A 16,063-nucleotide genomic window follows, 5' to 3' on the forward strand; every position below is an offset into this window, starting at 1 on the left:
CATGGCTGAATTCCTCTACCGCGTCGGCCGCTGGTGCGCCCGCCGCGCTAAGACCGTCATCGCCGCCTGGGCCGCGGTCCTCGCCGCCGCCGCAGGGGCCTTCCTCCTCTTCGGCGGCACCCTCACCAGCGTCGTCTCCATCCCCGGCACGCCCACCGAGGCCGTCACCGAACAGCTCCAGGACGCCATCCCCGCCGCCGCCGGAGGCTCCGGCAAGATCGTCCTCAGCACCGAGAACGGCGAGGCCTTCACCGCCGAGCAGCAGGCGGCCATCGCCGACCTCACCGCCCGCGCCGCCGACCTCGACGGCGTCGAGACCGCCGTCGACCCCTTCGCCACCGAGGCAGAACGCGCCGCCCAGGCCCAGGCCCTCGCCGACGGCCGCACCCAGATCGAAACGGCCCGAGCCGGACTCGACGCCGCCCAGGCCCAGCTCGACCTCGCCCGCGAACAGCTCGGCGACACCCCCGAGCTCGCCGCCCAGCAGGCCCAGCTCGACGCCGGACGCACCGAACTCGACCTCCAGGCCGCCGCCCTCGACCACGGCACGAGCCTGCTCCAGCTCGCCGACGGCATCACCCTCGTCGCCGAGGACGGCAGCGCCGCAGTCGTCAACATCGCCTTCACCGAACCCCAGATGGAGGTCACCCCCGAGACCAAGGCCGCCGTCACCGACCTCTTCGACGACAACCCGATCGACGGCGTCGCGACCGACTACTCCTCCGACATGCTCGAATCCGTGCCCAGCGTCTTCGGCATCGGCGAGGTCATCGGCCTCGTCGTCGCCGCCGTCGCGCTCATCGTCATGCTCGGCACCCTCATCGGCGCGGCCCTCCCGCTCCTCACCGCGCTCGTCGGCGTCGGCGTCGGCGCCATGACCGTCATGTCCCTCTCCGGCGTCATCGACATGACCTCCGTGACCCCCGTCCTCGGCCTCATGCTCGGCCTCGCCGTCGGCATCGACTACTCGCTGTTCATCGTCAACCGCCACCGCCGCCAGCTCAAGGAGGGCTACGACCTCGACGAGTCGATCGCCCTCGCCACCGGCACCTCCGGCAACGCCGTCGTCTTCGCCGGGGCCACCGTCCTCATCGCGCTGGCGGCCCTGAACGTCACCGGCATCCCGTTCCTCGGCCTCATGGGCACGGCCGGGGCGCTGTGCATCGCGGTCGCCGTCCTCGTCGCCGTCACCTTCATCCCGGCCCTGCTCTCCTTGGCGGGCATGAAGATCCTGCGCCGCTCCGAACGCGCCGCCATCGCCGCCGAGCACCCGACGCCGGAGACCGCCGCCGCCGGAAGGCCCGCGTTCAAGGCCATGCGCACCCCGAGCGCGCTCCTGCGCGTCCTCGTCGGCATCGGCGCGCTCCTGGTCGTCGCGATCCCCGCGATGGACCTGCGCCTCAACCTGCCCGACGGCTCCTCTGAAGCGCACGACACCACCCAGTACCAGGCGTACGCCACGGTCGCCGAGCGCTTCGGCGAAGGCGCGAACGGGCCGCTGCTCGTCGTCGCGAACCTCCCCGGCAGCCCGGACGAGGCCGAAGCCGAGGCCGCCCAGCTCACCATCGCCATGGCGCTCGGCTCCCAGGAGGGCGTCGTCGCCGTCGCCCCCATCGGCGCCTCCGAGGACCGCACCGTCGCGGCCTTCCAGGTCCTGCCCGAATCGGGCCCGACCAGCGAGGAGACCGAGGCGCTCGTGCACGCGCTGCGCGGCCTCGACATCGTCGGCGTCGACTCGATCGGCGTGGCGGGCAACGCGAGCGGCAACATCGACATCTCCGACAAGCTCGCCGACGCCCTCCCGGTCTACCTCAGCGTCGTCGTCGGCCTCTCGCTCCTCATCCTCGTCCTGGTGTTCCGCTCGGTCCTCGTGCCGGTCATCGCCACGCTCGGGTTCGTCCTCAGCTACTTCGCCGCCCTCGGCGGGGTCGTCGCGATCTACCAGTGGGGCTGGCTCGCCGACGTCTTCGGCGTCGACAGCCCCGGCCCGATCCTGAACTTCCTGCCGACCCTGCTCGTCGGCATCCTGTTCGGACTCGCCATGGACTACATGCTGTTCCTCGGCTCGGGCATGCGCGAGGCCTACGCCCACGGCGTGCCCGCCCGCCTCGCCGTCGTCCACGGCCTGCGCGCCGGACGCTCGGTGGTCACGGCCGCCGCGATCATCATGATCGCCGTCTTCGGCGGGTTCGTGTTCTCGCACTCGGCGATGATCCGGCCGATCGGCTTCGCGCTCGCGTTCGGCGTCCTGGTCGACGCGTTCCTGGTGCGGATGCTCATCATCCCGGCGCTCATGCACCTGTTCGGGAAGCACGTCTGGTGGCTGCCCAAGTGGCTCGACCGCCTGCTCCCCGACGTGGACGTGGAAGGGGCGGCCCTGGAACGCCGCCACCCGCACGTCGAGCACGCCGAACGTGAGACAGTGCCGAGTGCCTAAATAGAGCGGTTTGACCACATTGTGTAATAACGTGACAGCATTCAGTAGTCGATGCGGTCGGGGGCGGCGTGGTCAGCTCGCAAGTGGAACTGAAGCGAAACACGAAGACCTGGAAGCGAAGGGCGGGTGCGCTCATCGCCGTTGCCATGGCCGCGTCGGTCCTGTCGGCCGGTCCGCTCGCCGGACCGGCCGCTGCCGACTCAGGGTTCGAACCGCTCGCGGGCGGCCACGGGGCGGGCCTGCTGTCCTACAAGGACGCGGTGCTCGACCTCCCCGCGCCGGCCGAGGCCGATGCCGACGTTGACTTCGACTTCGACGCACTGTTCTCCTCGTTCAAGGACCGCGCCGACCGCATGGCCGGCTGCGAGGCCGACGAGATCCTGAACGACGGCACCGCCGACCTCCGGCCCGGCCGCACGAACTGCCTCACGCTCACCGGCGACGCGCTCAACGCCCTCGACCGCCTGTGGTTCACCGAGCCGCCCAGCGCCGACGCCCCGCTGATCGTCAACGTGGACGCCCCCGGCGCGTTCAAGTGGGACGTGCCCGACGCGGGCAGCGCCTACTCCAGTCACATCATCTGGAACTTCGCCGACACCGATGACCTCGTGGTCACCGGAGGCGGGCCCGCCACCGGCACGATCTACGCCCCGCGCGCCAAGGTGAAGGTCCGCACCGACGTCGACGGCGCGGTCGTCGGCGAGCGGGTGGTGCTCAAGGGCGGCGAGATCCATGCCGATCCGTTCGCCGCCGGCGTGAACCCGGAACGCGAGCCCTATGTGCCGCCCCAGGAGGCACCGGAACCCGAGGCCGAACCGACCCAGGCGAAGGCCGAGGAGCCCGCCGCTCCGACCACCGCTCCGCCCGCCGAGCAGGACGCGTGCGCCGCACCGGTCACGCTCGCCAACGGCGACTTCGAACTGCCCGACTACAAGAACAAGAGCGTCAACTACCCCAACGAGACCGCGGTCCCCGGCTGGGAGACCAACGCGACCGACAACCTCATGGAGATCTGGGCCAACGGTTTCAACGGCGTGCCCGCCGCCGAAGGCACCCAGTTCGCCGAACTCAACGCCTACGAGGTCTCCACGCTCTACCAGGACCTGCCGACCACCCCCGGCCAGTCGCTGAACTGGGGCCTCTACCACCGCGGCCGCAACGGCACCGACACCATGCGCGTGATCATCGGCGACCCCGCGGCGCAGCTCACCCCGCAGATCCCGAACGGCCAGACCAAGGCCGAGATCGCCGACGGCAAGGCCTGGAAGCACTACACCGGCTCGTACACCGTGCCCGAAGGCCAGACCACCACGCGTTTCGCGTTCGAATCCGTGTCGGCCGCGGGCGGCAACCCCGCCATCGGCAACTTCCTCGACGGCATCGAGTTCGGCACCGAGCCGTGCATGGGCGCCGCCAAGACCTCCGTCCCCGCCACCGGCACCGCCGTCGACCCGGGCGACACCATCACCTACACCGTGACGGCCACGCACGGCGGCGGCGTCCCCGCCACCGAGGTGTTCCTGAGCGACCCCATCCCGGCCGGTACCGCGTTCGTGCCCGGCTCGATCACGCGCACCGACCCTGACGGCAAGACCAAGGCCGTCACGGACGCGGTCGGCTTCGACGGCTCCCAGGTCAAGGTCGCGGTCGGCACCCCGCTCAGCGAGACCGCCGGAGGCACCGTCTCCAGCGGCGAGACCTGGTCCGTCACCTTCCAGGTCGAGGTGGACCCCGACGCCGCGCCAGGCCCCGTCGAGAACACCGGCACGCTGACCTATGTGGACTCCACGATCGACGAGACCGAGACGGTCGCGACCGAGACCACGAGCCACCCGGTCGACACGCCCGATATCGACATCACCAAGACCGTGGACGACCCGAACGCCTCGCCCGGCGAGACCGTCGAGTACACCGTGGACATCGTCAACAACGGCCAGACCGTGCTGACCGGCGGCACCGTCACCGACGACCTGAGCGCGGTCCTCGACGACGCGGTCTTCAACGACGACGCCGACGCCACCGCGGGCACGGCGGACTACCTCGCGCCGAACCTCACCTGGACCGGCGACCTCGACCCCGGCGAAGCCGCGAAGCTCACCTACTCGGTCACCGTGAACGACCCGGCCACGGGCGACGGCGTCCTCACCAACGCGGTCACCTCGACGATCACCGGCTCGAACTGCCCGCCGGGATCGCCAGCGCCCGAATGCTCGACCTCGGTTCCACTGTCCGACATCGAGATCGCCAAGAACGCCTCGAGCGCCTCGACCTACGAGCCCGGCGACACCGTCGACTACGCGATCTCCGTCCACAACCCCGGCCCCGCCGACTACACCGGCGCCACGGTCACGGACGACCTGACCGGCATCGACGACGACGCGACCTACAACGGCGACGCCGCCGCCTCCGACGGCGGCCCCGTCGACCTCACCGGCACGGTCCTCACCTGGACCGGCGACGTCCCGGCCGGGCAGACCGTCCTCATCACCTACTCGGTGACGATCGACAGCCCCGACACCGGCGACACCGTCCTCCAGAACACGGTCGTCGGCCCGCCCGGCTCGAACTGCGAAGCCGGCTCGACCGACCCCGACTGCACGACCCGCACCATCGTGGACACCCCGCCGGTCTGCCACGACGAGGCCTACCTGATGACGACCGCGAACGGCTCGACCAGCCTCGACCGGTTCGACCTCGGCACCGGCGAGACCACGAAGATCGCCGACCTCGCCACCGCCGCCTACGGCATCACGTACAGCCCGGTCGACGGCTCGATCATCGCCGTCGACTCGCCCTACACGATCAAGCGGTACGACCCGGTCACCGGAGCGCTGAAGTCGAGCAAGGCGGTCACGGGCCTGCCCGCGAACATCGCGGGCAACGCCGTCTCGGCCTCCCTCGACGGGAAGCTGCTCTACCACTACGACTACCAGAACAACCGCTTCCACACGATCGACCTGGACCCGCGCAGCGACACCTACGGCACCAGGCTCGCCACGGCGACCCCGTCGCCCGACGTCGACAACGTGCCCGACCTCGCGATGCACCCGAAGGACGGCTACCTCTACGGCGTCCGGGTCGACAACGGCGCGCTCGTCCGCATGGACCCGGCCACCGGCCAGTGGACGGGCTTCGGCCCGAAGTTCGCGGCGACCGCGTACGGCGGGACGTTCTTCGACGCGGCCGGGAACCTCTACGCCTTCCGCAACAACGAAGGCGACATCTACCAGCTCGACCTGACCGCGTCGACCGCCTCCGCGCCGATCACCCAGGGCCAGATCGGGAACCCGGTGAAGGTCGCCGAGTCCAGCCCCGTCTCCGGCGTCGACTCCGGGTCCTGCCTCTCGGCGTGGGACTACGGCGACGCTCCCGACTCCTATGGGACGTACAAGGACTCAGGCGGCCCGCGCGCCCACTTCGACGAGCGGCTGACGATCGGCGGCGGGGTCACCGCCGAGGCCGACGCCAGCGCCACCGTGTTCGGACAGCCGCTCGACGCCACGGGCGACGAGGACGACGGCGTCTCGGCCTGGCCCGAGCTGAGCGAGGTCACCGGTTCCTACACGGTGCAGGTCGCCGTGAACAATGAGCTCAACTCTGCCGGGACGCTCGCGGGCTGGATCGACTTCGACGGCGACGGCGAGTTCACCGCCGACGAACGCGCCACCGTGCCCGTCCCGGCCGGGGCGACTTCGGTGGACCTGAGCTGGACCGGGCTGAGCCCGACCGCCGGGGACACGTTCGCGCGCCTGCGCCTCTACCAAGGCACCGTGGCCGATCCGCAGCCCACCGGCGGCTTCGGCGACTCGGGGGAGATCGAGGACCACCCTGTCACCGTGGCCGACGCGGGGCTCGCGATCACCAAGTCCGCCAATACGACCCAGGCCGAACCCGGCGATACGGTCGAGTACACGGTCACCGTGGAGAACACCGGCGCGGTCGCCTACCCGGCGGCCGCGGTCACTGACGACCTGACCGGTGTGCTCGACGACGCGGTCTACGGCGACGACGCCTCCGACGGCGGCGCCGGCGGCGCGTTCGACTACACCGCACCGAACCTCACGTGGACGGGACCGGTCCCTGTCGGCGCGACGGTGACGATCACGTACCACGTCACTGTGGACTCGCCGCCGGGCGGCGACGGCGAGCTCGTCAACACCGTGACCGCGCCCGGCTCCGACTGCTCGACCGGCTGCACCACCGAGGTGCCGCTCGGCAGGCTCGTCATCGCGAAGACCTCCGAGGCGTCGGCGACTCCGCTCACGCCAGGGGGCACGCTCACCTACACCGTGACGATCGAGAACACCGGTCAAGGCGACTACACTGGCGCGACGGTCACGGACGACCTGTCGGGCGTGCTGGACGACGCGACGTACAACGGCGACGCGACAGCGGGCGCGGTGCTTGAGGGCGAGTCGCTGACCTGGACCGGTGACGTCCCGGCCGGTGCGACCGTGACGATCACGTACTCCGTCACCGTGGACGACCCGCCCGGCGGCGACCTCGTGCTCGTCAACGGCCTCGTCGGACCGGACGGCTCGACCTGCGACCCGGACTGCGGCACTGCGGACCCGATCGCGCGGCTCGAACTGCGCAAGTCCGCCGAGGCAAACACCGAACCGGTCCGGCCCGGCTCGACCGTCGTCTACACGGTGACAATCGAGAACACCGGCCAGGCCGACTACACGGGCGCGACGGTCACGGACGACCTGTCGGGCGTGCTCGACGATGCGACGTACAACGGCGACGCGACCGCAGGCGCGGTACTCGACGGCGACACGCTGACCTGGACCGGTGACGTCCCGGCCGGGCAGACCGTGACGATCACCTACTCGGTCACCGTGGACGACCCGGACGAGGGCGACCAGGTCTTGGCGAACGCGCTGGTCGGGCCCGGCGGCTCCACCTGCGTCGCCTGCACCACAGAGACTCCCGTGGCGGTCCTGGAGATCGCCAAGTCGAACGACGGCGCACCTGAGTGGCCGCTCCAGCCTGGAGCGACCGTGGACTACACCGTCACGATCACCAACACCGGCGAGACCGCCTACACGGGCGCGGAAGTCCGCGACGACCTCACGAAGGTCCTTGACGACGCCGCCTACAACGGTGACGCCCAAGCGGACTCGGGCGACATCGACTACGAGGTGCCGGAGCTCGTGTGGACCGGCGACGTGGCGGTCGACCAGACCGTCACCATCACCTACTCGGTCACCGTGGACACGCCGCCGGGCGGCGACGCGGTCCTCGTCAACACCGTCACCGGCCCTCCGGGCACCAACTGCGCCGAGGACAGCGGCGACCCGGCCTGCACCACCAGGGTTCCGAGCGTCGACCTCGTCACGAGCAAGTCCGCCGACACCGCGACCGCCGCGGCCGGCGACACCGTGACCTACACGATCACGGCCGCCAACCGCGGCGAGGCGGACTACCCGGGCGTCACGCTCACCGACGACCTGACCGGCGTCCTCGACGACGCCGTCTACAACGGCGACGCGACCGCCTCCGACGACTCCGCAGTGGACTTCGACGGCGCGCTCCTGACCTGGACCGGCGATGTCGGTGCGGGCGAGACGGTGACGATCACCTACTCGGTGACGCTGGGGAACCCGTTCCCCGCCGGAGACGGCCTGATGCGCAACGCCGTCGCCGGCCCGCCCAGCGGCACCTGCGACCCGTGCGAGGTCGAGGTTGACGCGGACAAGCACGACTTCGGCGACGCGCCCGACCGCTACCAGACGAGCGCGAGCGACGACGGCGCTTACCACCAGATCACCGACGCGCTCCGCATCGGCGGCACGATCACGGTGGACCAGGACGGCAACCCGACCCCTGACGCCACCGGCGACGCGGACGACGCGGTCGTGTTCAGCGGCGCGTTCGTCGGCAGCACCGAGGTGGTGGCCGAAGTGGAGGCGACCAACACCGGTGCGGCCGACGCGGTCCTGGCGGGCTGGATCGACTTCGACCGCGACGGCGACCACGAGGGCTGGGAGGACGCCCGGGTGACCGTCCCGGCCCGGTCCGGCACGGGCATGTACGAACTGCGCTGGACCACAACGGTCCCCGATTCGGGGACGTTCCACTCGCGGCTGCGGCTGTTCGGCGAACTGCCTCCGGCTCCGGCCAGGGGCGAGGCCGCCTCGCCGTTCACCGAAGCGATGGCCGACCGCACCGAGGCGGTGGCGGCGATCAGCCCGGTCGGCTACGGCGGCGCGGGCGAGGTCCAGGACCACGTCGAGGTCGTCGACCAGGCCCCGGACACACCGGGCACCCCGGGCACGCCGCAAACCCCGGGCACGCCGGACGAGCCGGGAGCGCCCGGCGAGCCGGGCGACGACGGCCAGGCGATGCCGGTCACGGGCGAATCGAACGGCGTCATGGCACTCGGCGTCCTGCTGGTCGCGCTCGGAGCGCTGGCGCTCCTGGCGAGCCGCAGGCGTCCGGCCGGGCGGTAGCGACAGGCGCGGCCCGTCCGTTCCGGCGGGCGGGCCGCACCGTGCTTTGTCGACAATCCGAACCGCGTGCGCCGAATGCCCGAACTCCATGTCTCTCAGTGTTAGCGTGCTTACCATCTGTGGTTTTTGCTGGTGATGAGCGGTTCGGGGGCGCGGGAAATCATGTGGTCGGCGGGTAAGCGCGCGTTGCAGGCAGTCCTGGTCCCCCTACTCGCTCTGGGCCTCGTGCTCGTCCCGTCGCTCCCGGCGATGGCGCAGGAGCAGGCCTTCTTCCTCATCACGAAGGAAGCCTCCGTCGCGACCGTGCAGCCTGGCGGCACCTTCACCTACACGATCCAGGTGAGCTGCACCGGCACCGACGGCTGCGTGGACGCGGTCCTCACCGATCCCGTCCCCGACGAGTTCCTCATCGAGGGCACGCCGCAGGTGAGCGGCGTGGACGCCGACGCCGCAGTGGACGGCCAGAACGTCACGGTCACCTTCACCGAGGCACTGTCGGTCCCCGCCGGAGCGGTCGGCATGCCCGGCGGCTCGACCGCCGAGATCCAGATCCAGGTCCGCGCCGACCCCGACCTGCCCTACTCGGCCAACGGCGTCCCGGTCACCAACACTGCCACCGTGGACGCCGACAACGCCGACCCGAAGCCAGCCAGCGCCGACGTCACCCCCGAAGTGCCCCTCGACCTCGCGGCCTCCGCCGCGAAGTCGATCGACCCGGCCCAGGCCGTCGCCGAGCCCGGCACCACCGCGACCGCGACGCTCACCGGCACGAACGACGCGAACGCCGAAGTGGACTACCTGCGGATCACCGACCCGACCGACCCGTCCGCGAGCGGCAACCCCTTCGAGTACCTCGCCTTCACCGGGTTCGGCGCGGTCACCTTCCCCGAAGGGGCAGACCAGGTCCAGGTCGACGCGTGGACCGGCTCGGCGTGGGTCGACGGGACCCCGGCCGCGACCGCCGCGCTGCCCACCGGTGTCAGCGCGGACGCCGTCATGGGCCTGCGGTTCACGTTCACGGCCTCCTCGGGCGACCCGCTGCCGATCGGCGCGAGCGCATCGGTGGAACTGCAGCTCGAACAGCGCGACAACGTTGTCGACCTGACCGCCCAGACCACGCTCACCAACACCGTCCAGAGCGAGGTGGCCGCCGACGGCGAGACCGCCACGGGCGACGCGAGCGACACGTACGTGCTGACGCCGCAGCAGATCACGGCCGGTGCCGCGAAGTCCTTCGACCCGGACCAAGTTCCTGCGGGCGAGCCGAGCACAGTCACGCTGACCGGCACGAACGCCGGAACGCCGGTCGATACGATGACCGTCACCGAACCCGACCCGGCCGCCGCGTCGAACCCGTTCACGAGCGGCCTCACCTTCACCGGCTTCACCGACGGCGTGGTCTGGCCCGCGACCGCCACGAGCGCCGAGATCACCTACACCTACGACGACGGCACGACCGAGACGCTGTCGACGACCACCGCGGACACGCTGCCCGCGCCCACGGGCACGGTCACCGGGTTCTCCGTGGTGTTCACCGGCGACATCGAGGCCGGCGCTGTCGCCACGATCCCCTTCACCGTGGACACCGACCCGGACCAAGTCGAAGAGGAAGTGCTGCACGACAACCAGGTCCTCGTCGAGGTCGCGCGCGGCGGCCGCACCGCCACGGACACCGCGACCGCCTCGCTGACGACGATCGCCGCCCGCCTCGCGGTCGACGTGGACAAGAGCATGACGCCCGACGAGATCCTGTCCGTCGCGGGCGAGACCACCGTGGTGGAGCTCCCGGCGCAGATCGAGCCGTTCCCGGCCTCGTCCACCGACGCGACGCACTTCATCGTGCAGGACCCGCCGACCGTGCCGCCGAACCCGTCGCCCGACGAGTTCTGGAACTCGTTCGACGCCATCGCGATCACGCAGACCGCGATCCCGGCGGGCGCGACCCTCACGATCTACTACTGGGACGGCTCGCAGTGGCTCGTCCTGCCCGGCGCACAGGACCTGGCGGGCCCCGATGTCGTGAACATTCCGATCGACGCGTCGATCCGGGACGACGTCCAGGGTCTGCGCTTCGACTACTACGACCCCGACGGCTTCCCGCCCGGGACCTCGGTGCAGCCCAACTTCACCGCCGAGCTGCGCGACCAGAAGCGCGACGGCTCCGGCGCGGCGGCCGGGGGAGCGGACGAGATCAGCGACTGCGCCGGGGCGACCGCGAGCACCGACGAGGTGAGCGGCACCGCCGTCGTGCCCGACCCGTGTCCGATCGTCACCCTCACGCCGGTCACGCCCGGCGAGGGCGACCTCATGTCGAAGAACTTCGTCGAGCCGACCCCGGGCGCGGGCACCACCGTGGTCGCGCGCTCCCAGCAGCAGATCGACGCGCAGCTGCACTGGTCCACCGGCGGCTACTCCGGTCTCGACGAGGTCGTCGTGTCCGATGTGGCCGACCCGGAGACGACGGCCGTCGCCGACTCGTTCTTCAACGCGTTCGACCTGGTCGCGATCCCGGCGATCAGCGCCGCGCAGGACCCCTGGCTCACCTACGACGCCGTCTCCACCGTGGAGCTGTGGAACGGCTCGGCCTGGGTGCAGGCCGCGAACGACCCCTGCCCGGGCGCATGCGACGGCACCTTCCCCGGCCTGACCCTCACCGACGCCGAGCAGGAGTCGACCACCGGCGTGCGGCTCGTGTTCGTCGAGAGCCCGACGCGCGCCGACCGGATCGGCACCGACCCGACGCTGCCGCAGGTCGGCTCGGGTGTCTCGCGCTCTTCGGGCGACGACCGGCTCGTGACGCTCACGTTCGCGGTGCGCGACGAGGTCCGCGACCCGCAGTCGACGCCGGACCCGGCACTCGGCTCGCGCGAGTACAACGTGGCCGGTTCGCCCGGCGACGTGCTCGACACGGCCCGCGCCACCGGCTACCAGGACGGGACGCAGGTCGCGACCGACGCCGACTCGGACGACGTGACGATCATCGACGTGCCGCTGAACACCGAGGTCACGAAGGAGTGGACCGGCGGCCCGCTCGGTCTGCCGCCCGCTGGTACCGACCCGGACGACTACCCGTCGGGCCGGATCACGATCGAGGGCACCAACAACACGGCCGCCAAAGTGGACGAGCTGCGGATCGCCGACCCGCTCACGACCGACCCGATGGACGTCTTCGACATCACCGACATCGTCACGGCCACACCGGCTTCAGGGACCGAGACCGCCGCGGTCGTCCTGACCTACGAGGACGGCTCGGCGATCGAGTGGACCGTCGACGAGGCCCTCGCCCTGACCGAGGCGCAGCTGGCGAGCGTCGTCGGAGTCACCTTCCGCAACACCGGCCGCATCGACGCGGGCGCGACCGCGACGCTCGTGTTCGACACGCGCCTGCGCGCCGAGCACCGCTCCAGCGGCGACGCCGTGACGCTCGCGGACTCGCCGATCACGAACGACACGCAGGTCACCGTGGCCGACCTCGGCGGCACCGCCGACGACGCGCCCACGGACACCGACGACGCCCAGATCGAGCTCGCGCCGCTCGACATCTCGGTCACGGCCGGGAAGTCGTTCAGCCCGAACGAGATCACCGAGCCCTCGAACGGGCCGGTCACCATGCAGCTCACTGGGCAGCCCGACGGCGACACCCGCACCGAGTACATGACCGTGACCGATGACGAGCCGAAGCTGTGGAACCAGTACGACTTCGCCGGGTTCGGCGACTTCTCGTTCGCCGCGCCGATCGACCGCGTCCAGGTGGACGCGTTCACCGGCGCGACCTACACGGCCGGAGCCGACGGCGTCACCGTCACCGGCGGCTCCTGGACCGAGGGCACGCCGGGGACGGCCCCCGCACTGCCGGACGGGGTGGCCGCCGCCGACGTCCAGGGCCTCCGCTTCATGTTCACCCGCGACGACGGCGACATCTGGGAGAACCCGCACAACCCGCTGCAGGCGGTGAACGTGCAGCTGACCCGCCGCGACGAGATGCGGACCGGCGGGCCGGTGCCGAGCGACCTGGCCGCGAACGACCCGGCGCCCGGCGAGACCGAGCCCGGCGTCGCCTCGAACACCGTGGAGGTGACGGCGACCAGCGCGACCTCTGGCGGGCAGTCGATCAGCGACACCGACACTGCTGACGCCCAGGTGCGCTACAAGCACGCGGTGAACGGCGTCTCGGTGGTCAAGCTCGCTGACGGCGCGGCGAACGGCGGCGTCAAGCCCCCGGGCCAGGCCCTCCCGTACACGCTGCAGGTCACCAACACCGGCGACCGCGCGATCGTCGACCCGGTCGTGCGGGACGTGCTCCCGACCGACGCGGACGGCGCGCAGCTGATGTTCGACCCGGAGGACAACCCCGGCGGCGACGGGGCGTTCTCCTACGCCCTCACCGGTTCCGCGCCGGACCCGGCCAACGGGACCGCGATGCCGACCGACCCGGCCGATGTCACCACGGACATCACCGGGGACGTCGAGCAGATCGTGTTCACCTTCCCCGAAGGCACCGTGCTCGAGGTCGGCCAGGTCTACACGATCACCGTGCAGCTCATGATCCGCCCGGGCCTCGCCGGAGACACCTTGGTGGCCAACACCTTCGGCGTCACGGGCGACCGCGCCTGGGACGAGTGCGACGGCACGCTCGACGCGGCGACCGGCGAATGCCAGGCGTCCGCGTCCGTCACCGTCTCCACGACGGCGTCGCTGCGCGGCGTGAAGATGGTCCGCGCCGTGGACGACGAGCTCGGCGAGCTCTCGGTCTCCGACGACGTGCCCGCCGAGGACTGCGTCGAGAACGACCAGGGCTTCCATGTGCAGCCGTGCGTCCCGATCACCAAGCCCGGCGGCGACCACATCTGGCGGGCCAACATCGCCAACACCGGCAACGTGGCCATGACCAAGGTCATCGGCGTCGACCAGCTTCCGGCCGTGGGGGACACGGGCGGCATCAACCCGACGCCGCGCGGCTCGCAGTGGCGGCCGCTGTTCGAGGGCACGACCGAGATCGTCAGCGGCGCCCCGGCCGGGACCGACATCCTGTACGAGTGGACCGACGACCCGGATCCGTGCGTCTCGGTCGACGGCTGCCCGGACGGCTCGTGGACGCCGTCGCCGCAGGACGGCGGCCCGGCCTACACCGAGGAGATCCTGAAGAGCGTCACCGGGCTGCGCTACGAGATCACGTTCCCCGAGGACGACCTGTTCGAGCCGCTCGACGTCCTCACCTGGGAGCTCACCACCACGACACCGCACTACTCCGAGACCGCCGGGGCGGACACGATCGCCTGGAACACCGAGGCGCACGCGGCCGTGACCGACGAGTCCGGGCGGGTCACCGAGGCGACCGTGCTGCCTTCGGAGGGATCCAAGGTCGGCGTCGCGCTCGCGACCGGGCACCTCGCGATCGAGAAGACCGTGACCGGCGACGGCGCGGCGTACGCGCCCGACGAGTTCACGCTGAACCTGCAGTGCACGTCCGCTGTGGGCACCTGGGTCGAGGGGGAGGTCCCGCTGGGGGACAAGGCGACCCAGACCGTGACCCCGGGGGAGACCACCGTCGTCACGGACCTGCCGTACGACGCGGAGTGCACCGTGACCGAGGACGACGCCGGAGGCGCGACCTCGTTCACCGCGACCACCGTGAACGTGGTCCGCGAGACCGAGGACCCGCTGGTGATCCAAGCCGAGAACGTCTTCGACGCGGCCGGACTGGTCGTCGAGAAGACCGTCACCACGGACGCGAAGGACGCCGACGGCAACCCGATCACCTACGGGCCGTTCACCATCGATGTGGCCTGCACCTTCCTCGGCGAGGCCGTCTACGGCACCGGCTACAGCGCCGCGAACCCGATGACCGCCGCGCTGGACGACGGCGAGCAGGCCGAGTTCACCGGCCTGCCAGCCGGTGCGGAGTGCACCGTGACCGAGACCGACACGATGGACGCCGCGAGCACCACCGTCACCACGGTGAGCGGCACCGACACGCCCGTGGTCGTCGACGGGGCCACCGCGCCGATCACGCTGTCGCCCGACGACAACGGTGCGACTGCGAACACGGCGACCGTGACGAACGCCTACGAGGCCGGGCAGGTCCTGCTCGAGAAGCGCGTCTTCGGGCCGGGCCAGGACCCGATCGACGAGGGGCCGTTCATCATCGACGTGACCTGCACCCTCGACGACGCGAGCGGCAGCCGCGTCGTCTGGGAGGGCGAGTTCAGCCTCGGCGGCGGCCAGCCGCTCGAAGCGCGGATCGACGACGTGGCGGCGGGCGCGACCTGCGAGGCGACCGAGACCAACGACGGCGGCGCGTCCCTCTCGGTGGTCCTGCCGAGGTCGGTCGCCGTCGACTCCGGTAGGCCCGTGACGATCTACGCGGTCAACGCCTTCGGCGCGGGCTCGCTCCAGGTCGTCAAGGAGGTCACCGGCGACGGCGCCGAGCTGTACGGCGCCGGACCGTTCGAGGTCGCCTTGGACTGCACCTTCGACACCGGGGTCGGCGTCGTCGGCGTCGACATCCCCGGCGGCCCGACCCGTGAGTACTCAGTGGACGAACCGGCGGTCTACGACGGCCTGCCGATCGGCTCCGAATGCGTCCTCACCGAGACCGCCACGGGCGGCGCGACCGAGACGGTGATCTCCGGCGGCACCGGCGACGGCGACACCGTCAGGATCCCGCGCACCCAGGCCGACCTCACCGTGACGAACCGCTTCGACCTCGGCGGCCTCGCCGTCGAGAAGTACGTGTCCGGCGCGGACGCGGCCGAGTACGCGGACCGGACCTTCACGGTGAAGCTGGTCTGCACCCGCGATGTGAACGGCGACAGGGTGGCCGTGGACGTTCCCGGCGGCGCGTCCCGCGAGATCGAAGGCGGCGAGACGGTCACGTACACCGGCCTGCCCGCCGGGGCGGCCTGCTCGCTCAGCGAGACCGACGACGGCGGCGCCCATGACACCGCGATCGAGGTCAACGGCGAGGACACCGCCGACTTCGAAGTGACCGCCTGCGACGCGGCGGCCTGCGACGAGGCCGAGGTCTACAACTACTGGAGTGCGGACGCGCTCTCGGTCACCGGCCTCGACCTGCGCACTGCCCTGATGGGCGCCCTGCTGCTCCTCGCGGCGGGCATCTTGATGATCGTCAGCGGACGCATCGGCGCGCAGCGTTAGCGCAGCGGCCGGT

At 71.2% G+C, this 16,063-nt stretch carries 3 protein-coding genes; all 3 read left to right on the plus strand.

Annotated elements, in window-relative coordinates; all coding sequences use genetic code 11:
* Position 1: 1 nt before the first annotated feature.
* Positions 2 to 2,437, plus strand: coding sequence for an MMPL family transporter (locus tag ACGGCP_RS11950; RefSeq protein ID WP_392964647.1), 2,436 nt, complete (start codon positions 2 to 4; stop codon positions 2,435 to 2,437).
* Positions 2,438 to 2,520: 83 nt separating this feature from the next.
* Entirely contained in the window at positions 2,521 to 8,892 is a 6,372-nt protein-coding gene (locus ACGGCP_RS11955) for a collagen-binding domain-containing protein (RefSeq protein ID WP_392964649.1), read from the plus strand.
* A 186-nt stretch (positions 8,893 to 9,078) separates the two neighbouring features.
* On the plus strand, positions 9,079 to 16,050 hold the full coding sequence (locus tag ACGGCP_RS11960; RefSeq protein WP_392964652.1) for a DUF5979 domain-containing protein: 6,972 nt from the start codon (positions 9,079 to 9,081) through the stop codon (positions 16,048 to 16,050).
* Positions 16,051 to 16,063: the final 13 nt, after the last annotated feature.

The organism is Glycomyces sp. NPDC048151 (assembly GCF_043202775.1).
Classification (GTDB): Bacteria; Actinomycetota; Actinomycetes; order Mycobacteriales; family Micromonosporaceae; genus Glycomyces.

Excerpts from the sequence above, each read along its gene's own strand:
- ACGGCP_RS11950 (WP_392964647.1), top strand. The coding sequence starts at position 2 with ATGGCTGAATTCCTCTACCGCGTCGGCCGCTGGTGCGCCCGCCGCGCT.